19 protein-coding genes are annotated in these 22,792 nt (G+C 71.3%); 8 read left to right on the top strand and 11 right to left on the bottom strand.

The features are described from left to right. Positions 1-78 precede the first annotated feature (78 nt). On the top strand, positions 79-1,146 hold the full coding sequence (locus AC08OO_RS01670) for an LLM class flavin-dependent oxidoreductase (protein WP_476609239.1): 1,068 nt from the start codon (positions 79-81) through the stop codon (positions 1,144-1,146). On the opposite strand, the gene AC08OO_RS01665 is transcribed toward AC08OO_RS01670, so the two are convergent. Then, positions 1,034-1,909 carry an SDR family NAD(P)-dependent oxidoreductase gene (locus AC08OO_RS01665; protein ID WP_476609240.1) on the bottom strand — a complete coding sequence of 292 codons (876 nt, stop codon included), beginning with the start codon at positions 1,907-1,909 and terminating at the stop codon, positions 1,034-1,036. The genes AC08OO_RS01670 and AC08OO_RS01665 overlap by 113 nt on opposite strands. A 306-nt stretch (positions 1,910-2,215) precedes the next feature. Here AC08OO_RS01665 and AC08OO_RS01660 point away from each other — a divergent pair, with 306 nt between their 5' ends. The 5 genes from AC08OO_RS01660 to AC08OO_RS01640 all read left to right on the top strand — a co-directional run bounded on the left by AC08OO_RS01660 (position 2,216) and on the right by AC08OO_RS01640 (position 12,455). Then, positions 2,216-3,406, top strand: a complete 1,191-nt coding sequence (locus AC08OO_RS01660; protein ID WP_476609241.1) for a hypothetical protein — start codon at positions 2,216-2,218, stop codon at positions 3,404-3,406. 113 nt (positions 3,407-3,519) lie between these two features. After that, complete coding sequence (locus AC08OO_RS01655) at positions 3,520-8,082, top strand: cation-translocating P-type ATPase (protein ID WP_476609242.1); 4,563 nt, start codon at positions 3,520-3,522, stop codon at positions 8,080-8,082. Positions 8,083-8,622: 540 nt separating this feature from the next. Beyond that, positions 8,623-9,456 (top strand): SDR family oxidoreductase, encoded by an 834-nt coding sequence (locus AC08OO_RS01650; RefSeq protein WP_476609243.1) that lies wholly within the window; start codon positions 8,623-8,625, stop codon positions 9,454-9,456. Positions 9,457-9,686: 230 nt separating this feature from the next. Continuing rightward, positions 9,687-10,931: an acyltransferase family protein gene (locus tag AC08OO_RS01645; protein WP_476609244.1), complete on the top strand. Its 1,245-nt coding sequence runs from the start codon at positions 9,687-9,689 to the stop codon at positions 10,929-10,931. Between the two features lie 171 nt (positions 10,932-11,102). Continuing rightward, the gene (locus AC08OO_RS01640) at positions 11,103-12,455 is read left to right on the top strand and encodes a D-arabinono-1,4-lactone oxidase (RefSeq protein WP_476609245.1); all 1,353 of its coding nucleotides are present in this window, start codon (positions 11,103-11,105) and stop codon (positions 12,453-12,455) included. 159 nt (positions 12,456-12,614) lie between these two features. Here AC08OO_RS01640 and AC08OO_RS01635 read toward each other — a convergent pair whose 3' ends face one another. The 6 genes from AC08OO_RS01635 to AC08OO_RS01610 form a co-directional block, all read right to left on the bottom strand. Beyond that, complete coding sequence (locus tag AC08OO_RS01635) at positions 12,615-13,343, bottom strand: ABC transporter ATP-binding protein (RefSeq protein ID WP_476606552.1); 729 nt, start codon at positions 13,341-13,343, stop codon at positions 12,615-12,617. Then, positions 13,343-14,182: an ABC transporter ATP-binding protein gene (locus AC08OO_RS01630; protein WP_476606554.1), complete on the bottom strand. Its 840-nt coding sequence runs from the start codon at positions 14,180-14,182 to the stop codon at positions 13,343-13,345. Before AC08OO_RS01630 ends, AC08OO_RS01635 begins: the two co-directional genes overlap by 1 nt. Positions 14,183-14,316: 134 nt before the next feature. Next, positions 14,317-15,729 (bottom strand): branched-chain amino acid ABC transporter permease, encoded by a 1,413-nt coding sequence (locus tag AC08OO_RS01625; RefSeq protein WP_476606551.1) that lies wholly within the window; start codon positions 15,727-15,729, stop codon positions 14,317-14,319. Beyond that, positions 15,726-16,658, bottom strand: coding sequence for a branched-chain amino acid ABC transporter permease (locus AC08OO_RS01620; RefSeq protein ID WP_476609246.1), 933 nt, complete (start codon positions 16,656-16,658; stop codon positions 15,726-15,728). Before AC08OO_RS01620 ends, AC08OO_RS01625 begins: the two co-directional genes overlap by 4 nt. 72 nt (positions 16,659-16,730) lie before the next feature. After that, on the bottom strand, positions 16,731-17,900 hold the full coding sequence (locus AC08OO_RS01615; RefSeq protein ID WP_476609247.1) for a branched-chain amino acid ABC transporter substrate-binding protein: 1,170 nt from the start codon (positions 17,898-17,900) through the stop codon (positions 16,731-16,733). Positions 17,901-18,106: 206 nt separating this feature from the next. Continuing rightward, a complete protein-coding gene (locus tag AC08OO_RS01610; RefSeq protein ID WP_476609248.1) occupies positions 18,107-19,498 on the bottom strand; it encodes a CoA transferase in 1,392 nt (463 codons plus the stop codon). A 270-nt stretch (positions 19,499-19,768) separates the two neighbouring features. On the opposite strand from AC08OO_RS01610, the gene AC08OO_RS01605 reads away from it, so the two are divergent. Then, a complete protein-coding gene (locus AC08OO_RS01605) occupies positions 19,769-20,296 on the top strand; it encodes a J domain-containing protein (RefSeq protein WP_476609249.1) in 528 nt (175 codons plus the stop codon). On the opposite strand, the gene AC08OO_RS01600 is transcribed toward AC08OO_RS01605, so the two are convergent. Beyond that, positions 20,285-21,316, bottom strand: a complete 1,032-nt coding sequence (locus tag AC08OO_RS01600) for an asparaginase (RefSeq protein ID WP_476609250.1) — start codon at positions 21,314-21,316, stop codon at positions 20,285-20,287. The genes AC08OO_RS01605 and AC08OO_RS01600 overlap by 12 nt on opposite strands. Before the next feature lie 94 nt (positions 21,317-21,410). On the opposite strand from AC08OO_RS01600, the gene AC08OO_RS01595 reads away from it, so the two are divergent. Then, a complete protein-coding gene (locus AC08OO_RS01595; protein WP_011434802.1) occupies positions 21,411-21,641 on the top strand; it encodes an FmdB family zinc ribbon protein in 231 nt (76 codons plus the stop codon). Positions 21,642-21,682: 41 nt separating this feature from the next. On the opposite strand, the gene AC08OO_RS01590 is transcribed toward AC08OO_RS01595, so the two are convergent. The 3 genes from AC08OO_RS01590 to AC08OO_RS01580 all read right to left on the bottom strand — a co-directional run bounded on the left by AC08OO_RS01590 (position 21,683) and on the right by AC08OO_RS01580 (position 22,720). Continuing rightward, positions 21,683-21,934, bottom strand: coding sequence for a hypothetical protein (locus AC08OO_RS01590; protein WP_011434801.1), 252 nt, complete (start codon positions 21,932-21,934; stop codon positions 21,683-21,685). A gap of 9 nt (positions 21,935-21,943) precedes the next feature. Next, on the bottom strand, positions 21,944-22,210 hold the full coding sequence (locus AC08OO_RS01585) for a hypothetical protein (RefSeq protein WP_476606544.1): 267 nt from the start codon (positions 22,208-22,210) through the stop codon (positions 21,944-21,946). 81 nt (positions 22,211-22,291) lie between these two features. Next, entirely contained in the window at positions 22,292-22,720 is a 429-nt protein-coding gene (locus AC08OO_RS01580) for a DUF2795 domain-containing protein (RefSeq protein ID WP_476606543.1), read from the bottom strand. Positions 22,721-22,792: the final 72 nt, after the last annotated feature.

The following is a 22,792-nucleotide window of genomic DNA, read 5'->3' as shown; positions in this document are numbered from 1 at the left end:
GGCCCCCGGGGTGCCCGGGGAAGTACCCGGGGAAGTACCCGGGGAAGAGCGCGGCCGAATGCTTCGTTGTAACCAGCCGTGAGCCCGGCCCGACCTGTCCCCCTGTCCGTGTTGGATCTCGTCCCGGTGGGCACCGGCGTCCCCGCCACCGACGCGGTCCACGGGACACTCGAACTCGCCCGACATGCCGAAAGGCTCGGATACACCCGATACTGGTTGGCCGAGCATCATGGCATCCCGGGGATCGCGAGCTCGGCTACCTCGATCCTCATCAGTCAGGTCGCCGCGGCCACCACCACCCTCAGGGTGGGGTCCGGTGGGGTGATGCTGCCCAACCATGCGCCACTCGCCATCGCCGAACAGTTCGGCACGTTGGGCACCCTCTTCCCGGGACGGATCGATCTGGGTATCGGCCGTGCTCCCGGCACCGATCCCGCGACCGCCCGGGCTCTACGCCGCACCAGCGACCTGTCGGCCATCGACGACTTCCCCGAGCAGCTCGCCGAACTGACGACCTTTCTGGCCGGGGGGGATTTCCCCGACTCGCACCCGAGGCGCGGCGTCACCGCGTTCCCGCGGGCCGAGGTACCGCCCATCTGGTTGCTGGGATCGAGTGGCTACAGCGCCCAGGTGGCCGGCATGCTCGGCCTGCCGTTCGCGTTCGCGCACCATTTCAGCTCGGTGAACACGGTGCCGGCGCTGGAGCTTTACCGGAAGTCCTTCCGTCCCTTGCCCGGTCGGGAACGACCGTATGCGATCGTCGCCGCCGCGGTGCTCTGTGCCGCCGACGACGAGCACGCGCAGTGGCTGGCCGGACCGCAGCGGCTGGCGATGCTGCGGCTGCGTACCGGCCGCCCCGGGGTGTTCCCTTCGCCCGAGGAGGCCGCCGCCTACCCGTGGACCTCGCGGGAGCGGTCGATCGCGGAGGCCGCCACCGCCTCGCACATCGTCGGCTCCCCGGTGACGGTTCGCGCGGGGATCGACGCACTGCTCGACGAGACGGGTGCCGACGAGGTCATGGTCGTCACCAACGTCACCCGGCTGGCGGACCGGATCCGCTCCTACGAGCTGGTGGCCGAACTCGGCGGACTGACGTCGACGGGTCCGGCGGCCGCGAGCGGCCGGGGCGCAGTACCCGTTCGGTGATCCGCGCGACCAGTCCGCGCGGCAGCAGCCGGGAGGCATTGGAGGTCAGGTAGTTCAGCCGTCCGTCGATGACGTACGGCTGGCCGCGGTCGAGGGCACGGAACGCGGTGGCGATCACCTCGTCCGTGGTCCGCAACCGGCCACCGGCGGACATCCGGGTTCCCAGCACCTCGAAGAACTCGGTGTCGGTCGGTCCGGGGCATAACGCGAGGACGCGCACCCCCCGCCGGCGGTACTCGGCCCACAGGCCGATCGAGAACGACAGGACGAAGGCCTTCGAGGCCCCGTAGACGGTCATGTACGGGACGGCCTGGAAACCCGAGGTGGAGGAGACGTTGATGACCGTGCCGCGGCCCCGGGCCACCATGCCCGGCAGGAACAGGTGCGCGACCCGTTCGACAGCCACCACGTTCAGCATCACCTCACGGTGATCCCGGTCGGCGGACAGCTCGTGGTAGGGACCGCGTGTCCCGAACCCGGCGTTGTTGACGAGGATGTCGACCTCCAGGCCCGCTTCGGCGACCGCCTCGGCGAGGCGGTCCGGACCACACTCGTCGGCGAGGTCGACCGCGATGACGTGCGCCTCGGTGCCGTACCGGGCGCCGAGGCGCTCCGCGACCATCCATAGCCTCGGCTCGGACGGCGCCACGAGGACGAGCCGGGCTCCACGGTCCGCGTATGCCTCGGCGAACGCCGCGCCGATGCCCGAGGATGCGCCGGTGATGAGAGCGGTGCTCATCCGAAGATCCGGGTCGGCGGTCATGCTCCTCCTGCTCAGCCGGGGTTCCGCACGGGCGTCCGCGCCGGGCGCGCCACAGGGCGATGTCAGGAAACGCCATCATCGAACACCCGGAAGGAGGAGCACTCACCCGACACTAGGCGGATTTTCCCTTAGGCGACAGATCGCTCACGCCAAGCGTCGACAACCCGGCGAAAATTACTACGGAAAGTCACCATCGCCGTCAGAGTCCCTCACCCGCTCCGCTCGACTCACCCACGAAGAATGACTCCGATGCGCGTCTAATCAACTACAATTTCGCCGCTACCCGGCAACCGCGGCAGGAGGATCGTGTCCCTACGTAGTCGACTGCCGCGAAATCCCGGCGCACTCGTCCTCGTCCTCCTCGCCATGAGTGCTGTTCTTGTCGCGACCCTCGGTCACGAACAGCGCGGCCGCGACGGCAGCAGCGCGGTCGGGCCCAGTAGCCCGGACAGACCAGGGCCCACCAGCGCGGCCAGCCTTCCCGGCCCACCCGGCGCCCATGCACCACCCGGCGCCCATACACCACCCGATGACGGGGATCCGCGGCCCGGCCCCTGGGGCCGGGCGCTGGCGGCGGGAATCAGACCCGTCCCGGCGACCCAGCCGGGCAAGCTGCGCTTTGGTCTCGGGCCGGCGCTCGACAGCGCCCTCGCCTCGCCGCTCGCCGGGAACCTGGACTTTCTCACCACCTGGTACAACGGCCCGGGCGACCTGAGCTTTCTACGGAAGTGGCGAGCGGACCTGATTCCCGAGGTCTACCGTTCCGGCCACGGCATTCATCTCGTCGTCTGGCTCGACGGCACCGGCAGCGTGGGGACCTTCCAGACCTCCCATGGCCCCGCCTGCGGCCGGGAGTACCCGTTGTCCGGCGCCTTTCTCACCGACGCCCGCGAGCTCGCCTCGATCTTCGCCGGACCCGCGAACGGCCCGGCGCTCTACGTCACGCTCTTCACCGAACTGCAGACATATCCGTGCCAGTCCAACGAGTGGGCCGCCACACCCGAGACCACGAACTACTACCGGGCTCTGCAGGACCGGTATCTGGCGACCCAGGAGATCTTCCATGCCGGGGCGCCCAACGCCCGGGTGTCGCTGGGCTGGGGCGGTTGGCAGAGCCGCTGGGACGATCCGGTGAAGGGCGGCGGCCGCTCTCTGATCACACACTTCGCGGACGTGCTGCGGGCGTCGGACTTCCAGAGCTTCCAGGCGATGGGGAACGATTCCAACGCCGCCGACGTGCGGAACATGACGAAGCTGCTGGGACAGTACGGCCCGGTCATGGTGGCGCATTTCAAGTCGGGGTCGCAGGCGGCCTGGGACGCGGACATGCACGCCCTGCTCGCCGGTGACGAGGTGCGCAAACTCAGCCTGGACGGGCTGTTCGCCTTCAGTTTCATGGACCAGTCCAACATCAACTTCTCACCGCAGGCGCTGGCCACCGCCCGGGGGGCGGTGCAGAGCCACGGCGTCCGGTCCGCGTACCAACTGATCTCCTAGAACGATCAGTTAGTACGCGTGCGGAGAGGGTAGTCGGTTAGGACTACGAGGCAGCCGTGGCCCGCGCCCGCCGCACGCAATGATCATGCAATGGTGAGGAGGAGGCCGCGCGGATGCGTCTGCCCGCAGCCCGGACCGTCCTGCGCGTGCCGGGCGCCCTCCTGGGGGCGGTGGCCCAGCCGGTTCTCGCCCATACGGTTCTTACCCATACCCGGACCGGGTGGAGTCCGGATTCAAAGCCCGGTTCCCTCGCACCCGGGCCCCCCACGCCCCGCGGCGCCAATCGCGACGGCGTCAATCGCGAGATCGCCGGCTCCACGGCGGCCGGCGAACCGCGGGGGAAGGCCGACGCCTACCACCTCCTCGGTCTCGGGCTCCGTGGGATCTCCGGGCCGGCCGGCGAATCCCGTCGCCGGCAGCTGGAACGAGTACTGGAGAATCAGCCCGGGGTGGCGTGGGCCCGGGTCAACGAGCCGTTGCAATGTGTCCTGGTCGGGCTCGCCGAACCGCCCCCCACCCTTGACGACCTGGTCGCGGCCCTCGGCCGGGTGGAGGGCGTCGCGCTCGAACCGAAGCCGGGAGCGGTGGCGAGGTTCGCGGCGCCGGTCCGCCGGACGGCCGCGGCACTGGCAGCCGACGGGGTCGCGTTCGCGCTGGCGTCGGCGGGCCGGCTCGCCCGGGCGGTGCCACTGCCCATCGAGATCGCATCGCTGGTCACCCTCGTCGACACCCAACCCCGGCTGCGCCGGTGGGTGGAGCAGATGCTCGGCGCGGGCCGGGCCGACGTCGTCCTCGGGCTGGTCAACGCCGGTGCCCTCGCCCTGGCGCAGGGGAATCTCGGTCTCGCGGTCGACGCCGGCTACCGGATGGCCGCGCTGGGCGAGGCGCGTGCGCGCCGGGACGCCTTCATGGCGGCTCGGGACGGGCTGCTCGGTCATCCGGACTGGGCCGCGGCCGAGCCGGTGGTGACCGAACGGCCGCGACCGCTGCCGGACGGTCCGGTGGAGCGCTATGCCGACCTCACCGTGCTCGGCGGGCTCGGCGGGTTCGCGGCCGCCACCGCCGCCACCGGGAATCCGCGCCGTGCCGTGGCGCTGGCCGCCACCTCGCTGCCACGCCCGGCCCGGGTCGGGCGGGAGGGCTTCGCCGCCCAGTTGACCCGCGTCCTGGCGCGCCGCGGCGTCCACATCATGGATTCGGCGGCCCTGCGGGTGCTCGACCGCGTCGACACCATCGTCATCGACGCCGACGTCCTGCGCGGAGAGGAACGCATCATCGCCGACGTCGTGCCGCTGGCCGGTGCGAACCGCAGCGACGTCGCGGTCCGCGCGCACGCCCTGTTCCGTCCGGCCGGTATCAGCACCGTCGCCACCGCGGAGGGCTGGGCCCTCGGGCCGGTGGAACAGCTCGGCCTGCGCGGCCGGACCGGTGTCCGGGAGCGCCGCGAACTGGCCCGGTCCGGGGCGGACACGGTGCTCGGTCTGGCTCAGGGCAGCAGGCTGATGGCGATCGTGTCGGTCGTACCCGGGCGAGCGGAGGGGAGCCACCACCTGCTGGCCGCCTGCCGCCGTTCCGGGCGGGCGGTGTTCATCGCCGGTGACCTTCCCGCCGGCGCCGGCGGAACAGTGGAGGACACCAACCTTCCCGGGGTACCCGGGGGGGACCGGTTGGTCGGGACGATCCGCGGTCTGCAGGCCGAGCGCGGCGGCGTCCTGGTCGTGTCCCGCCGACGGGCCGCGGTCGGCACCGCGGACTGCGGCGTCGGCGTGAACGGCCACGACGGCTCGCCGGCCTGGGGGGCGCACATCCTGGTTGGGAATGACCTGGCCGCCGCCAGCCTCGTGATCGAGGCGGTCGCCGCGGCCGCCCGGGTGAGCCGGCACGCGGTGCGGCTCGCCCAGGTGGGCTCGGGTGCCGGTGCGTTGGCCATGCTCACCGGGGCCGACCCGCGGCTGGTCTCCCGGGCCATGACAATGGTCACCGCGGCGGTCACCGCAGCCCTCGGCGAGGGGATCTGGGCGGCGCGGGAACTGGGTCGCCGCCCCCCGCCGCCCGCGGTCCCCCGTACCCCGTGGCACATCCTGCCGGCCGAGGACTGCCTGGCTCGGCTGGACAACAGCCGCCCGGCTGGGCTGTCCACCGAGGAGGCGGCGCGACGCCGCCAGGACGGCGCGGTGTCGATGCAGGCGACCGCGCCCAGCCTCGTCCGGGCGTTCGCGGCCGAACTGGCCAACCCGCTCACCCCCGTCCTCCTCGGCGGCGCCGCGCTGTCGGCCGCGACCGGTTCCGTGCTGGACGCCGGTCTGGTGCTCAGCGTCGCGATCGGCTCGGCGTTCGCCGGCGCGGTCCAGCAGATACGGGCGGACCGGGCACTCGCCCGACTGTTCGCCGTCTCGGCGGTTCCGGCCCGGGTGCTGCGGGACGGCGAGGAGACCAAGCTGCCGGCGGACGACCTGGTCCCGGGCGACATCATCATGGTCGGGGCCGGGGATGTCGTCCCCGCGGACTGCCGGCTCCTGTCGACGACGGGGCTCGACGTCGACGAGTCGTCGCTGACCGGCGAGTCCATGCCGGTCACGAAATCGCCCGGACCGGTGGCAGCCGCCAGCCTGGCAGACCGCTCCTCGATGATCTACGAAGGAACGACCGTCGCCAGCGGACGGGGCACCGGCGTGGTGGTGGCCACCGGCTCGGCCACCGAGGCGGGGCACAGCATGGCCGCGACCGCCGGTCCCGCCCGACTCAGCGGCGTCGAGGCGCGACTGTCCACAATCACCGATCTCACCATTCCGGTGGCGCTCGCCGCCGCCGGGGCACTGTTGGCCTCCGGGTTGATCCGTGGCCTGCCGATCCGGGACACGCTCAGCGCCGGGGTGGCGCTCGCCGTCGCGGCGGTGCCCGAAGGGCTGCCCTTCCTCGCGACCGCCGCCCAGCTTTCCGCCGCCCGGCGGCTCTCGGCACGGGGCGCGCTGGTACGCAACCCCAGCACCATCGAGACCCTCGGCCGGGTGGACGTGCTGGGTTTCGACAAGACCGGAACGCTCACCGAGGGCAGGATCCGCCTGCACGCCGTCTCGGACGGCACGCACACCGCCGCGGTGACCGAGTTCGGAGCGACGCATCGGCGGGTGCTGGCCGCCGGGCTACGCGCCACGCCGCGCGGCAAAGGAAAGAAGAAGTTGCCGCATCCGACCGATCGCGCGGTGCAGAAGGGAGCGGCCGCGGCGGCAGTGACCCGCGAGTACGGTCTCGCCGCGTGGTCGCCGACGGCCTCGCTTCCCTTCGAGCCGGGCCGCGGCTACCACGCGGCAGTGGGGGATACCGGCACGACCACGGTGCTGAGCGTCAAAGGGGCGCCCGAGGTGCTGCTGCCACGGTGCGCCCACATCCGGACCGCCGACGGCACGGCACCGCTGAACGACCGCCGGCGGGCGAGGCTCAGCCAGGAGCACAGCCGGCTCGCGGGCGCGGGCTACCGCGTCCTCGCGGTGGCCGATCGCAACCTGGGGTCCGCGCCCCGACCGGCGGACGAGGAACTCACCGATGACAGCGTGGCCGAGTTGGCCTTCCTCGGCTTCCTCGTCCTGTCCGACCCGGTCCGGACCACGGCCGGGGCGTCGCTGGAGGCGCTGCGCGCCGCGGGCGTGCAGGTGCTGATGATGACCGGAGACCATCCGGCCACCGCCAGGACGATCGCCACCGAACTGGGAGTGCTCACCGACAACCAGATCATGCTGACGGGTGTCGAGCTCGAAGCCATGGACGACGAGGCCCTGGACGCGGTCCTGCCCAGGGTGGCCGTGATCGCCCGGGGCACTCCGCTGCATAAGGTGCGGGTCGTGGAGGCCTACCAGCGGCTGGGCAAGACGGTGGCGATGACCGGCGACGGCGCCAACGACGCGCCCGCCATCCGGCTCGCCGACGTCGGCCTCGCGCTGGGCCGGCGTGGCACACCGGCGGCCCGGGCCGCCGCCGACGTGGTCGTGACGGACGACCAGCTGGACACGATCATCGACGTGCTCGTCGAGGGCCGTTCGATGTGGGCCTCGGTCCGCCAGGCCCTGGGCATCTTCGTGGGCGGGAACCTCGGCGAGATCGCGTTCACCCTCCTCGGCTCCATGGCCACCGGGCGGTCGCCGCTGTCCGCGCGGCAACTGCTGCTCGTCAATCTGCTCACCGATCTCGCCCCGGCCCTGGCCGTCGCGCTGCGCGAGCCGGATCCGGAGGCGACCGGACAGCTCCTCGGCGAGGGCCCGGAGCGCTCCCTCGGTACCGTCCTGAACCGGGAGATCGCGGTGCGGGCGGTCGCCACGACCCTCGCCGCCACGGGTGCCTGGATCATCGCCCGCCTCACCGGACGCCGACGGCACGCGAACACGGTCGGCCTCGCCGCGCTCGTCGGCTCGCAACTGGGCCAGACGCTGCTCGTCGGCGGCCGCAACCGGACAGTCCTGCTGAGCATCGCCGCCTCGGCGGTCGTCCTGGCCGCCATCGTGCAGGTACCAGGCGTCAGCCAGTTCTTCGGTTGCACCCCGCTCGGTCCGGCGGGCTGGTCGATCGCGATCGGCGCGTCGCTGGCGGGGACGTTGCTCTCCTTCCTCCTCCAAGCCTCCGTCGGGCCGCAGTCCGGCGGGCTGCAGTCCGCCACAGGACACCTTTGGGTACGTGCGAGGTGAGTTGCGAGGTGAGTGGGGTAGCTGCCTGCACAAAAGCAGCCATGATATCGCGACTGAGGAATCTGATATCGAACCTGTGAGGTGACGCCGGTGGCCGACACCCTCGTACGTGACGTGCCGACGCGGTTCTCGCCGAGCTCGACGCTGCCTCCGCCCGAGCCGGAATCTCGCGTGTCGAGTATCCGCGCCGCACGCTTGCCGCCGCAGCCGGCCATCACCGGGCCCCGAGTGTCCCCGATCTGCTGATCGCAGCGACAGCGGAAGCCGCCGGCCTCGGGCGCTCCACTCGACCTGACCGCGTTCCTGGCGGGGATTGGAGAGCTGGGGCGGCCCTGGGCGCCAACGCATACTCGACCGTTACGTGATGGTACAGTCGCAACCGTGCGGGATGTGGCTACTTCGCCGCAGATGGCCGCGATCGACCCGCATCGACGCGTGTTCGCGCTGGCGAACGGGACCCGTCCGCGGATCCCAGCGGCAGCCTGCTCGTGTTCGTCCAGGTTAGCGACCTGCGCCACTCTGCCGAGGAGCGTCCAAGCAGTGACGGCAAAGCAGAACCTGGCCATCGCCTGTGCCGACCATCTGCTAGGCGGAAGTCCGCGTACCCACCTGCCCCAGCTCGCCGGCCGCGGCGCGCTGGTCACCGGTGCCTCCAGCGGGATCGGGCGCGCCGTCGCCCTTCGGTTGGCGCGGGCCGGCGCATTTGTCATCGCGACCGGTCGCGATGAGGAGGTGCTGGCGAGGATGGTCAAGGAGGCAGACGAGGTCGGCCTGACCATCCACCACCAGGCTGCGGACATCACCGATCCCGCGGACCGCGGCTGTCTGGTCGACATGGTCCGTGATCAGCCCACGGACCTGAAGATCCTGGTGCACTCGGCAGGGGCCTACCACCGCGGCGCGATCGCCGACGCCCCACTGACCGACCTTGACGAACAGCTGGACATCAATGTACGCGCGCCCTATGTGCTCACCCAGATGCTGATTCCGGACCTCATCCGGACCGGTGGCGACGTGGTGTTCATCAACTCCACCCAGGGCTTGTCCGCAGGCGCCGGCGTCGGCCAGTACGCCGCGGCCAAGCACGCCCTGCGGGCGATCGCCGACAGCCTGCGGGCGGAGGTCTCGGCTGCCGGGGTGCGGGTGTGCACGGTCTTCCCGGGCCGCACGGCGACCCCCATGCAGCAAAAAATCTTCCAGGCCGAGGGGCGGGCGTGGAATGCCGACCTGCTCATCGCGCCCGACGACATCGCCGACGTCGTGACCGGGGCAGTGGCACTTCCCGACCGCGCGAGTATCACCGAGATCGTGATACGCCCCACCCATGGACCCGGACCAAGGGACTCGTTCGCAGCTCGTCCACAGACGGGCTAGACCTCACAACGCTGTGCGGCGGCTGCCGCCCAGGTCCCAGGTTCGCCCAGTAGCCGGCTGCCGGCGCCACGATGTTCACCCGATCGGGGGCGCGATGGGCAATTCAACACCTACGTTAGTGTTTGTTCCTCCGAGGTATCGCCGCGACCTCGCCTGGGACGGCACGCACGGCTGACGATCAAGGGAGCGCGTTGACCCGGAGGACCTCGACTGACGATCAAGGGAGCGCGTTGACCCGGAGGACCTCGCCAGAATCCGCCCAGCAGGAGAGCTTCCGTCCCTCGCAGCAGCTCCCAGCACCTCAGGCCGGGCTGGAGCTGCCCACGTTGACCGGCTTGCGGGGAGTCGCCGCCACTCTGGTGTTCCTCCGCCACATCCACGCGGACGTCCAGGGGACCCTGCCGGTGGTCGCGGTGCTGGGCAACATCGGCTACGTGGGCGTCACGTTCTTCTTCGTGCTGTCGGGGTTCGTCCTCACCTGGGCGACCAGGCCGATCACCGCGGAGCAGTTCTATTGGCGCCGGTTCGCCCGGGTCTATCCCCTGTACTTCGCCGCCATCTGGGTCTGGCTCGCGATCGCGTGGCCGCTGGGGACACTCGGGGACTTCGGCTCGAAGCCCCTCTCCATCCTGCCGAGTCTGCTCCTCGTCCAGGCATGGGTTCCAACCCAGTCGATCTATTTCGGCTGGGGTGGTGCCGTGCTGTGGTCGTTGTCCTGCGAGGCGTTCTTCTACCTGGTCTTCCCCTACGTGTACCGCAGGTTCGCGACCCGCACCAACCTCGAACGCATCCGCGCCGCGCTCCTGTTCGTTCTCCCTGCCGCGGCCGTGGCATGTGCGGCGAGCACCGCGGGCTCTCGGTTCGATCTTGCCGCGTACGCGAACCCGGCGGTGCGGCTCGGCGAGTTCGTCCTTGGCGTGGTCCTTGGGTTGCTGGCTCGTGAGGGTGCCCGCGCAACGCCGTGGCAGCGTCGGATGCTCACTGCCTTCTCCTGCGCCTGGCTGGTCGTCCCGATACTCCTGGGCTACCGCTACGGCCATCTACAGGGATTCATGGACACGCTCACACTGCCGGCGTTTGCCATCATCATCTTCCTGGCCGGCACCCGTGAGGCGGACGGCCGCCGGATTCCGGTGTTCAGCTCCCGCCCACTCGTCTATTTCGGCGAGATCTCCTACGCCTTCTATCTCATTCACCCCGCCACACTCACGATCAGCGGGGAACTCGGCTGGGTCGACGCCACTACCGCGGCCGGGACGGCGCTCGCCATCCTCGCCGACTTCGCCCTGTCCTTCGCCTTCGCCGCGGTCCTGCATCACACGGTGGAAGGCCCGGCCCGCCGATGGCTGATGGGGGTACTCCGGTCACGATCGTCCCCCCGTCATGCCTACCGGAGTCTGCTGCCCGATGTGCCACCGCGGATCCCACCGGAGTCCGCAAGCGCAGATCATGTCGTACCTGTCGCTCGTCCGTGACCACCGGCCCATCCCGCCCGGACGGAGGTCGGACGACGCATCGCCCTGTGAACGGCCATCACCCGCCCCCCGCGTGACGGAGCCGGGAAGGCCCGGTTCACGATGGTGGCCGGTCCCGACTCCGGACCGGCCCCGGACCGCGGCCATCGGTCCCGGCAGACGGAGGTGCCCATGGGCTCGCCCGTTGGTAAGTCCTCGGCCTGGCGCAACTGGGCGGGCAACGAGACCGTCCGGTCGGTGCGCCTCGCCCGCCCCCGCGACGCGGAGGAGATCTCCGCCCTGGTCGGTACCGCCATCCGGGACGGCCATCAGATCCGGGCGATCGGATCGTCCCATTCCATGAGCGCCATCGGCCGCCCGGACCCGGGCTCCGTCCAGGTCCGCCTGGACAGGTGCGCCGACCTCGTCGCTCTGGACGGCGGCAGCGGCCTGGTGACGGTGCGCGGTGGGATGACCATGCGCCGGCTGAACCGGCTGCTCGCGGAGGCCGGGCTCGCCCTGACCAACCAGGGCGACGTCGACGAGGTGACCATCGCGGGTGCCATCTCGACCGGCACCCACGGCACCGGGAGCCGCTTCGGCGGCCTGTGCACCCAGGTCCGGGCGCTCGAGGTGGTACTCGGCGACGGCAGTGTGGTCACCTGTTCACGCGGCGAACGTCCCGAGTTGTTCGCCGCCGCCCGGCTGGGCCTGGGTGCCGTCGGCATCGTCACGTCGGTCACCCTGCAGGCGGTGCCGCTGTTCGCCCTGCAGGTCCAGGAGGGTCCGATGCGCCTGGACGAGGTCCTCGACACCTACGACGAGCTCGTCGACCAGACCGACCACCTCCGCTTCTCGTGGTTTCCGCACACCACGACGGCCCTGGTCAGACGCGGGCAGCGGCGTCCGCTCGACGACGGCCTGGCGCCGCTGCCCCGGCTGCGCTGCTGGGTTGACGACGAACTGGTGTCGAACACCCTCTTCGGCGCGCTGATGACGACGGGCCGGCGGATGCCCGCGGCGGTGCGGCCCATCGCGCACGTCAGCGCGCGGGCTTCGGGCAGCCGCACGTTCCGCGACCTGTCCTACCGGGTGTTCACCTCCCACCGCCGGGTCCGGTTCAAGGAGATGGAGTACGCCCTCCCCCGTGCCGATCTCGCTGCGACGCTGCGTGAGCTGGTCTACGCCATGGGGAGCGCGGACGTGCGTGCCGTCTTCCCGGTGGAGGTCCGATGTGCCGCCGCGGACGAGATCCCGATATCGACGGCGTACGGCCGCGACACCGCCTACATCGCCGTGCACGTGGATCATCGCGGTGCGCACGGCGACTACTTCGGCCTCGCCGAGAAAATCATGCTGTCGGTCGGCGGCCGGCCGCACTGGGGCAAACTGCATTCGCTGGACGCGGCGACGCTGCGTGGGCTCTATCCCCGTTTCGACGACTTCCTGGCCGTGCGCGACGCCGCCGACCCGACCGGGGTGTTCGCGAACGCGTATCTCGACCGCATCCTCGGCTCACCGGCCTGCGCCACCAACGCTCGGTGACCCGACCGCGGCACGCCACGGCGGTTTCTCGCTGATGTGGCGACGGGCGGAGCAGCGGTCACGGGCGGAGCAGCGGTCACGGGCGGAGCAGCGGTCACGGGCGGAGCAGCGGTCACGGGCGGAGCAGCGGTCACGGGCGGAGCAGCGGTCACGGGCGGTTCAGCCTGCGGTGGTCCGGCCGCCGACGTCCTCCCCGAGGTAGGCCTGCCGGACCCGGTCGTCGGCCAGCAGACTCGCGGCGGTGCCAGCCAGCACGACCTCGCCGGTCTCCAGCACGTAGCCGCGACCCGCGATCCGCAGCGCCGAGGCCGCGTTCTGCTCGACCAGCAGTACCGCGACCCCCTCCCGGTTGATCTCCGCGATCACCTCGAAGATGGTCTGAACGATCATTGGGGCCAGCCCCATCGACGGCTCGTCGAGGAGCATCAGCCGGGGACGGCTCATCAGCGCGCGTCCGATCGCGAGCATCTGCTGCTCGCCGCCGGACAACGTGCCTCCCGGCTGCGCGATCCGCTCGGCCAGCCGGGGGAAGAGCCCGAGCACCCGGCCGAGGTCGGTCCGCACATGCCGGCGGTCGTGGTAGGCGCCCATCAGGAGGTTCTCTCGGACACTCATGCTCGGGAAGATTCGCCGGCCCTCGGGCACGTGGCTCACCCCCCGGCCGACGAGTTCGTGCGCCGGAATTGACGACAATGGGCGACCGTCGAGCCACGCCTGTCCCGCCCGGGGCCGCAGCAGTCCGGAGACCGTCCGCAGCGTGGTTGTCTTGCCGGCGCCGTTGGCCCCGAGCAGGGTGACGATCTCGCCCTCGGCCACCTCCAGGCTGACGCCGCGCAGGGCGGTGACGGCGCCGTAGGCGACCTCGACATTGGCCAGGGTCAGCAGCATCAGCGCAGTTCCTTCCACCCGGCGGGGCCGGCCGCGCCGGGATCCGCCACATCGGGATCCGCCGCGCCGGCGTCGGCCAGGCCCAGGTACGCCTCGATGACCGCCGGGTCCCGCTGGACCTCCACCGGCGTGCCGGACGCGATGATCCGGCCGAAGTTGAGCACCACCACCGAGGTCGCCACCGACATGACCAGCCGCATGTCATGCTCGATGAGCAGGACCGACACCCCGGTGCCCGCGATCCGGATGATCAACTCTGCCAGGTCACGCTTCTCCGCCGGGTTCGTGCCGGCCGCGGGCTCGTCGAGCAGCAGCAGGCGCGGCTCGGTCCCGAGCGCCCGGGCGATCTCCAACCGGCGTTGCTCGCCGTAGGGCAGCGACGAGGCGAGCTCGTGCGCCCGGTGCGGCAGGCCCACGAGCTCAAGCAGCTCCAGCGCGTGCCGCACGCCGTCACGCTCGGCCCGCCGGGCGCCCGGCAGCCCCAGCACCGCGGCCAGCGGCCCGTACCGCTGCCGCACCTCGGTCCCGATCTGGACGTTCTCCAGCGCCGACAGGGCGGGGAAGAGCCGGATGTTCTGGAAGGTCCGGGCGACGCCGAGCCGGGTGATGGCGTGCGGGCGGCGCCCCACCAGCTCGGCCGGCCGGCCGGGCCGGGGCCAGAAGGTGACCGATCCCTGCTGCGGGCGGTATGCCCCGGTGAGGCAGTTGAACAGCGAGGTCTTGCCGGCCCCGTTCGGTCCGATCACCGCCAGGATCTCGCCCCGGCGCTGGCGCAGTGAGACGCCGTCGAGGCTGGTCACACCCCCGAACCGCAGCGCCAGGCCGCGGGCCTCCACCACTAGGTCCTCCGGGCCTCCGCCGCGCCCGGCGCCCCCCGGGCCCTGGCTGCTCCCGCGGCCCTGGCTGTCCCCGCGCTGCCGGCCCCGGGAGCGCCGGTGTCCCGGCGGGGAGACGCGGTGCGCTCCGCCCCTGGTCACGGCTTGCCCCCCGTGGGCGCGGCGCCCAGGGAGTCCGCCGCGCCGATGCCGGCCTCCGCGAGCTGGATCTCCCGACGCCGCCGGCGCGACGGCACGAGTCCCTGCGGACGGAAGATCATCATGATCACGATGACGGCACCGAAGTAGATGTACCGGTCCGCGGGCGGGACCTTGTCGCGCAGGTAGAAGGCGATGCCCTGGAGGACGACGGCACCGACCACCACCCCGAGCCGGGAACCCATCCCGCCGAAGATGACGACGGCGACGACGAAGAACGACGCCTGCAGGCTGAAGCTCTGCGGGTTGAAGAACTGTTTGGAGGCGAAGAGCACGCCGGCGAAGCCCGACACCGAGGCGCCGATAGCGAAGGCGAGCAGCTTCATCCGCAGGGTCGCGACCCCGGTCGCCTCGGCGGCGATCTCGTCCTCGCGGATCGCCGCCCAGGCCCGGCCGATCCTGGACCGTTCCAGCCGACCGAAGGCGATCATGACTCCGACAATGATGACCAGGAGCAGGTAGTAATACGGCAGCGGATCGATGCCCCACTCGTAGCCGAGGCCGAGCAGGTTGATCGACAGGTGCGGAACGCCGAAGGCCCCCCGGGCACCGTTCGTGATGTTGTCGGCGTTGTTCGCGATCAAATGGATGATCTCACCGAAACCGAGCGTGACGATCGCCAGGTAGTCACCCCGCAGCCGCAGCGTCGGCGCGCCCAGGACGACGCCGGCGAGCGCGGCGAGGACCAGCGCGATCGGGAAGACGAAGAACGGGTTGAGCACGAAGGGCGCGTGCCACGGCATCGCGGTCTGTGAGGTGAAGTAGGCCGTCGCGTAGGCACCGATGGCGAAGAAGGCGATGTAGCCGAGGTCGAGCAGGCCGGCGTAGCCGACCACGACGTTCAGGCCCAGTGCGAGCAGCGCGTAGATGCCGATATCGTTGACCATCGACTGCTGCGCGGCGGTCGAGACGACCAGCGGGGCGATGATCGCGACCGCCAGGAGCGCCAGGTTCAGCGCGATCGGGCCGCCCCGGGTGGCGTAGGCCGCGCTCACCGGCCCCCGGATGCCGGCCGTCAGCCGGCCCGCCGCGCCCCGCAGTTCGACGCCGAGCGCCAGGACGATCCACAACGCGACGGCGAGCCCCAGGTAGGGCAGGATCCGCGCGTCCAGCACCGAATCCTGAAATGCCTTCAGCGGTTTGTCGGAGCCCCCGGCCGGACCGGTCACCACCGCGGCGAGCACACCCACCAGCAGCAGCACCCCGAGCTGGCGCAGCCGGGCCGGGGAGAACAGCACGGCCGGACGCAGCGATGCGCCCGCCGGGCCGCCACCAGACCCGCCACCCGGCCCGGCGGGTGGGAGCGGCGCCCCGGCCCTCGGCGGGCGGGCGGACGACGTCGCAGCGCTCACGCTGCCCTCCCTAGACGTTCCCCGAGCAGGCCGGACGGTCGGATCATCAGGATGCCGACCAGGACCAGGAAAGCGATCACGTCCTTGTAGGACGCCTGGAAGATGTATCCGCCATAGCTTTCCACCAATCCGAGAAGCAGGCCGCCGAGCATCGCCCCGCGCACGTTGCCGATGCCGCCGAGGACCGCAGCGGTGAACGCCTTCACCCCGGGGACGAACCCCATGCTGTACGAGGCGTTGAACGTCATCGCGTACAGGAAGCCACCGGCCCCGGCCAGCAGGCCGCCGAGCACGAACGTGACGATGATGATGCGTTCGGCGTTCACGCCCATGAGAACCGCGGTGTCGGCGTCCTGGGCCACCGCGCGGATGCCCTGCCCGAGCCGGGTCCCCGCGACCAGCCGGTCCAGTCCGACCAATATCGCGATCGCGACCGCGAAGATGACCAGCGACTGGGTGGAGACGTCCGCTCCGAACAGCGTGAACACCGTTCCGTCGGTGAACAGGTCGGGCAGGGCCACATTCTGCCGGCCGAACTCCTTGCCGGCGAGGTTCACCGCGAACAGCGAGGCCCCGATGGCGCTGATGAGATAGGCCAGCCGGGGGGCGGAACGGCGCCGCAGCGGCCGGTACGCCACCCGTTCGAGCGTGAAGGCAGCGAGCCCGCCGCAGATCGCGCCGGCGCCGAGGCCCATGGTCACCAGGCCCACCGATTCGAGGCCGCCCGGGACCGAGCCGTCCCCGGGCAGCAGGGCGCGGGCGGCGAACAGCCCGCCGAAGGATCCCAGCATGAAGACCTCGCTGTGCGCGAAGTTGATGAGCTGGAGGACCCCGTAGACGAGGGTGTACCCGAGCGCGATGACCGCGTACAGGGAGCCGACCGTCAGACCGTCGACGGTCAGCTGCCAGAACTGGTCGAGGAAACCCATCCGTGTGCCTCGTTCACCACCAGGCGAAGCGGTGGCCGGACGTCCCACCCCCGGCCACCGCCCGCACCGACATCAGGACTTGACCAGGTCCGCGATGTTGCCGAGAACGGTGATCTGTCCACCCTTCACCTGGTAGACGAACACGTTGGAGCCCTTGACCTCGCCGTTGGGATCGAACACCACGGTCTTGGTGATGCCGGGGAAGTTCACGGAACCGAACGCGCCGGCCACGGACTCCCGGGTGACGTCCTTGCCGAGCTTCCTGAAGACGTCCGCGAGGGCGAGCGTGGCGTCGTAGGCCTCACCGGAGTAGGTGCCGGGCTTCGTCCCGTTGTTGACCTTCTTGTAGGACGCGACGAAGGACGCGGCCCTCGGGTCGGTGTTGGCGTCGCCGCAGGGGCAGGTGAGGTAGGCACCCTCGGCCGCGGCGGCCCCGGCCTGCGCGACGTACTGCGGGTCGAGCGATCCGTCACCGCTGATGATCTTTCCGGTGAAGCCCCTGCCCTTCAGCGCCTTCGACAGCAGCGCGAACTCGGGGTAGTAGCCGGAGTAGTAGAGGACCTCGGGCGCGGCAGCGATGATCTTCGTTGCCTCGGAGGTGTAGTCCTTGGTCGGGTTGATGCCGTCGTGGGTCGCGTTGACACCCTTGGCCTTGAGCTCGGCCTCCAGCGCACCCGACAGGCCCGTGCCGTACTCGCTCTTGTCGTCCAGCGAGTACACCTTCGTCGCCTTGAGCACCGTGGCGATGTAGTCGGCCGCGGCCTTGCCCTGCACGGTGTCCGGGGCGATGACCCGGTAGAAGGTCTTGAAGCCCAGGGTGGTGAGCGCGGGGTTCGTCGCCGACGGGCTCACCGACAGCAGCCCGGCCTGGGTGTAGGCCGGCTCGCTCGCCTTGGTGGCACCGGAGAACATCGGGCCGACCACCGCGACGACCTTGGAGTCATCGATCAGCTTCTGGGCGGCCGTCGGGCCCTGATCCGGCGAGCCGCCGTCGTCGGATTCGACGAGCTTGAGCTGGAACGGCGCGCTCGCATCCGCGTTGACCTCGGCGATCGCCGTCCGGACGCCGTAGAGGGCGTTCAGACCGAGCTGCTGGCTGTCGCCCGAGAGAACTCCCTGGAAGCCGATCGTGATGGTCTGCTTCCCGTTCGAGGACGAACCACTGTCACTTCCACAGGCCGCCGCAGTCAACGCCACGGTCGCGGCAAGGGCTATCGCTCCCAGGAGCGGGCGCCTACCCATGCAATTCCTCCTCCGGTCCCGCCGGACCCGACTCCGATGCCATGGCCCGGCCCAGTCACCCCGACGCGCCCGGCCCGCGAGCCGGTGCGCCACCGCCTAGAGAATGACGCGCTGACCAGCACCAATTCGCACCGCCCCCCGGATGGACGGGGCGGCGCACGGTTACACACCGGCACGATCCCGCGGAACCCGGCACCTCAGCATGGCTATGCCCAGACCGCCGGGCTGGTGCCCAGCTGTGCCGGCGGGGAGCTCCAGCTCGGCGCGACGCCGGCCACGGTGGCGGCCGGGCGGATGTACGACAGGGGTCCGAACTCGCTGTTCATCGTGGCGCAGAACTCCTCGGCCTCCTCCCGGGTCGGGTCGGGGAGCGCGAGCGTGTCGTGGTGTCCCAGCCCCTGCAGCCAACGACCGGTCCGGGCCAGGGACACACCGACGTGCCAGCTGCCCCCCTCGGTCGCCCGCCGCGCCAGCGCGTCCAGCACCCCGTGGACGGTGAGGTAGCCGGTCGCATGATCGAGGGCCTGTGCCGGCAGCGGCACGGGGCGGTCGGACCCGGTCACCGCCGCGGCGGCGGTCGCGATGCCGGACGCGGTCTGGACCAGACTGTCGAACCCGCGCAGACCGCTCCAGGGGCCCTGCCGTCCATACGCGGTGATGGTCGCGCAGACGATGCCCGGCCGGATCCTGGCGACCGCCTCCGGGCCGAAGCCGAGCCGGTCGAGGGCCATCGGCCGGTAGGCCTGGAGCACCACGTCCGCCGAGGCGATCAGCTCGCGCAGCCGGCGGGCGTCCGCGGTCACCCGCAGGTTGAGGAAGGCGTTGCGCTTGCCGAACCCGGTGTCGACGAGCACCGTGTGCACCTCCGGCAGGTGGGCGGCGCCGACCCGCAGGACGTCGGCTCCGTAGGCGGCCAGCGTGCGACCGGCGACGGGACCGGCGATGACCCGGGTCAGGTCGAGCACCCGCAGACCCGCGGCCGGCGTCTCGGCCGGGGGCGCGGCGAGCGCCGGGCCGTCGCCGAGCCGGCGCACCTCGACGAGGGGAAGCTCGTCAACCGCCCGGGCCTGCCGGTGCTCGCGCCACTCCCGCTCGCTACGGGCCATGCTGGCGCACAGACCCATGGCGTGCAGCTCGAGTTCCAGCGGCTCGGCCTCGAAACGGCGGATGACCCGTTCGACGGCGGCGCGCTCGCCCAGCGTCCCAAGAAGATCCAGGATCCCGTTGCGGTGGTGCGGGAAGTTACAGTGCAGCTGGATCCACCGGTCGTCCCCGGTGCGGTAGTACCCGGAGATCGGGTCCCACGGGCTCGGCGGTGGCTTGCCGGCCACTCGCAGGTACCGTTCGCTGCGGAAGACCGCGCTCGCGTGACGGGTGTCCACGGTGACCTCCGGCGGGGCTCCGCCGCCGCGGGCCGCGAGCAGGCGGCTAGCCCCGACGGCCGCGGCCGCCACCGACGCGGTCGCCACCGTCGTCACCCGGTAGAGGCTGGGCAGGACGTCGGCGGGTCCGGTCACGGTCAGCCGCTCGGCGATGTCCGGATCCTGTACCAGCGACGCGACCTCGGTGACAATCTCCGAGTTCTGCCATTGCCCCATCCACCCATCCTGTCCCACCCTGGTGTGCACGCGGCGCCCCGAGCGCGCCGTCGGCCGAACCGGAATGAGGCCGGCACGCCCGATAAGACGATCCTGAGAGCCAAGAGCCACAACGCACAGAAAATCCTATTTTGCCGCTGTCCCGGCCTCCCGACTCGCGCTCGCCCCGGGCCGTCCAAGGCCCATTCTGGTCATGTGTAGGTACTTTCGCCATGACACCGGCCTCGCGGCCACCCGGTCGGGTGGTCGGCAATGGCAGGAGACACCCCGATGCGCGTGCAAAGCTCGCTGTACGAGGTGCTGGACGTACCGCCCAGCGCCACCGCCGAGCAGATCCGGCATGCCTACCGCGTGGCCGCCCGCCGCACCCATCCCGACGCCGGTGGTTCGTCACCGGCCTTCGATCGGGTCACCCTCGCCTACCGCGTTCTCGGCGACCCCGACCGGCGGCGCCGCTACGACCTGCGCCTCGCCGCCGGCACGCCCCACCCGTCCGCGCCGCGCCGATCATCGCCGGGCCCGTCCGCACCGGGCCCGGGTGCCGATCCGATGGTCCGTCGCCGCTACCTCGCCCTGATGCTGGTGGCGCTGACCCTGTTCATCTCGGCCGGCACCGTGGTGCGGCTGTACTCCGTGACCGCCGCCATGATCATGATGGTGGTCGCGGCGATGATCCCGCCCGTCGCGGTCACCGTGGCGAGCCGTCCCCGTCGGGTGCCTTCCGACCCCCGTCCCCGAGCAGGCGAGGACCGGGGCGTCCGTGCCGACCGCACTCCCCCGCCCGGGTCAGACCGGTAGCCGCACGCGTAGGGAACCGGCCGGGCGCCCGCCGCCGAGCACCGTGGGCGCCCCGAGCACGGCGAGCTGGGCGAAGTCGAGCTCCTGGTGCCCGGGGGCGTCCGGACCGGGAAGAGCACCCAGGCGGGTCAGCACGGCCAGCGCGACCGGGACGCCGGGCCGCCCACTACCATCTGCGATCTTGACTGCGACTGCGTGACCCTCGGACGTCGCCACCACCGTGACACCCTCGGCGCCGTTCTTCGCGACGACGCCGGGTACCGCCCGCATCAGGTCGGTGTCGGACCGGCCAACACCCCCGATCAGCTCGGGATGCGCCCGCATGGCGTTGATGACCCGCCGCTCGGGGCCGCCCGGCGCGGCCCGGACCATCGCCCGCAGCCCGCGAGCCAGGCCCGTGAGCGAGAACGCGAACAACGGGGCCCCGCACCCGTCCACGCTGGTCGCGACGATCTCCTCGCCGGCCAGCTCCTCGATCGTGCGCCGGATCACCTGCTGCAACGGATGATCGGGGTCGGTGTAGTTCTCGATCGGCCAGCCGGCCACCACGCAGCAGGCGATCATCCCCGCATGCTTGCCGGAGCAGTTCATCAACACCGGCTCCGCGCGGCCCCCGGCGCGAAGGTGCGCCTGGGCCGCGGCCGGGCCCAACGGAAGATCGGCGGGACAGCGCAGGGTGTCGACGGAGACGCCCGCCACCGAGAGGATCTCCAGCACCCGCGCGAGATGCACCGGCTCGCCGCTGTGGGAACTGGACACGATGGCAAGCAGGTCACCGGGGATCTCCCGGCTCAGGAAGATGCCGTCCAGCCCGGCACGAAGCATCGCGGCGGCCTGAAGGGGCTTGACCGCCGACCGGGGGAAGATCGGGTGGTCGGGCACGCCGACGGTGAGCGCACTGTCCCCATCCCGACCGAGGCCGATGACGGTGCCGTGATGGCAACTCTCCACGAACGGCGCACCGCTGCGCAGCCCCCGGACAACCTCGGCGACCACCTGCGGGCCCTCCGGCGGCTGCATACAGCCAGCGTACGTCGGGCCTCCTCCCGCTCACCCGTTCTCGCCATCCGCCGAATCCGACGCTCGCCTCCCGACGGCCGCATATCCTGGTGCCGTGCCTGCCTACGACTACCGCTGCCGGGTATGTGACGCATCGTTCGAAGTTCGCCGCAGCATGCACGAGTCCGTGCCGGACAGCGCGGTGAGCTGCCCCTCCGGACACACCGAGACCTCGCGGATCTTCTCTGCGATCGCCGTCAGCCGCGGCTCGGCCACGCCGGCTCCGGCTATGGCCTCGCCGTCCGCCGGCGGGGGCGCGTGCTGCGGCGGCGGCTGCTGCGGCTGACGCCACCGTTCATCCTGACACCACCGTTCATCCGCGGTGGCTCATCCGCGGTGGCGATGGATGCCCGCGGCCTGCGATTTCGTCGGCCCACGCGCCGCCCGGGTCCGCGGGCCGACATCCACCTGACGGTCCCGCTGGCCGCCGCACGCGGCGGCCCGGTCCTCCACCAGCCGCCGTCGCAACAACCGCAGGGTATCCTCCCGCTCCGTCTGATCCAGACCGGCTACGAGGGTCTGCAGCAGATCACCTGATCCGGGTCGTTGGTCGCCATAGCCGAACCCACTCGTACCCATGGGCGTGTCCTACCCAGGCCAGCGGCGTGTCACGCAGTCCCGGGCGCACGGGAGCAAGGCACCGGGCCACCGGCGTCTCCGCCGCACCTCCCGCAGCGCCTCCCGCAGCCGAGCGCGGACGACCCGGCGATCGATGGCCCGCGGGCCGAGCACCATGATCCATGCGATACCCAACGCCCACAGGCCGGCGAGGGCACCGAAGGCAAAAACGTTGAATGCTCCGATCATCGCGAAGCCGACGAGCAGCAGAACGCTCGCGGCGAGCCCGCCGCCCACGGGTGTCTCCGTACCCCGCCGGCTACGGCGTCATACCGACTACTTCATGATGCTGGTCATATTATGGATCATCGGACGGATTCAGTGACGCCGTGACTCCACGTGGGGAGGGCCGGGTCGCAGTACCCGCCACAGCGCGCCCAACGAGGTGAACTGGATGTCGGGCGGCGCACCGGCGACCTCGTCAACCACCCGGTCCGGGGCGTGCTGATGACGCAGATGATCCATGATCTCGTCACGGTTGGCGGGGAAGACCGCCCGGCCGAGCCAGCGGGCGAGCTCGGAGCGTTCCTCGACGTCCACCGGCGTCATCCCGGCCGGCACACCGACCCGCGACCCAGCGGCATTCAGGTTCTGCGGGCCACCGGTCGCTTCCTCGGGGAACGGTTCAGCGGAGCGCCATTCCTCCGCCCGCGTGTCCCGCCCGGCCCGCACAAGCCCCTCGACCTCGTGCGCCAAGATGTCGTCGCGCACGGGGCCGTGCTTGGTGCTTCCGCGATCCACTGCCATGTTCTCGTTCCTTTCCGCTGTTCCAGTGGTGCGCGCTGACGGACGAAGCAAACCCGCGATCGGGCCACCCGG

The sequence above is a fragment of the Frankia sp. CeCAU1 genome (assembly GCF_977971845.1).
This window is presented reverse-complemented; position numbering and strand designations above follow the sequence as displayed.

Coding starts and splice junctions, on each gene's coding strand:
- AC08OO_RS01665 (WP_476609240.1), bottom strand. CDS start 1,909: ATGACCGCCGACCCGGATCTTCGGATGAGCACCGCTCTCATCACCGGC.
- AC08OO_RS01655 (WP_476609242.1), top strand. CDS start 3,520: ATGCGTCTGCCCGCAGCCCGGACCGTCCTGCGCGTGCCGGGCGCCCTC.
- AC08OO_RS01640 (WP_476609245.1), top strand. CDS start 11,103: ATGGGCTCGCCCGTTGGTAAGTCCTCGGCCTGGCGCAACTGGGCGGGC.
- AC08OO_RS01635 (WP_476606552.1), bottom strand. CDS start 13,343: ATGCTGCTGACCCTGGCCAATGTCGAGGTCGCCTACGGCGCCGTCACC.
- AC08OO_RS01620 (WP_476609246.1), bottom strand. CDS start 16,658: ATGGGTTTCCTCGACCAGTTCTGGCAGCTGACCGTCGACGGTCTGACG.
- AC08OO_RS01615 (WP_476609247.1), bottom strand. CDS start 17,900: ATGGGTAGGCGCCCGCTCCTGGGAGCGATAGCCCTTGCCGCGACCGTG.
- AC08OO_RS01610 (WP_476609248.1), bottom strand. CDS start 19,498: ATGGGGCAATGGCAGAACTCGGAGATTGTCACCGAGGTCGCGTCGCTG.
- AC08OO_RS01605 (WP_476609249.1), top strand. CDS start 19,769: ATGCGCGTGCAAAGCTCGCTGTACGAGGTGCTGGACGTACCGCCCAGC.
- AC08OO_RS01600 (WP_476609250.1), bottom strand. CDS start 21,316: ATGCAGCCGCCGGAGGGCCCGCAGGTGGTCGCCGAGGTTGTCCGGGGG.
- AC08OO_RS01590 (WP_011434801.1), bottom strand. CDS start 21,934: ATGGGTACGAGTGGGTTCGGCTATGGCGACCAACGACCCGGATCAGGT.
- AC08OO_RS01580 (WP_476606543.1), bottom strand. CDS start 22,720: ATGGCAGTGGATCGCGGAAGCACCAAGCACGGCCCCGTGCGCGACGAC.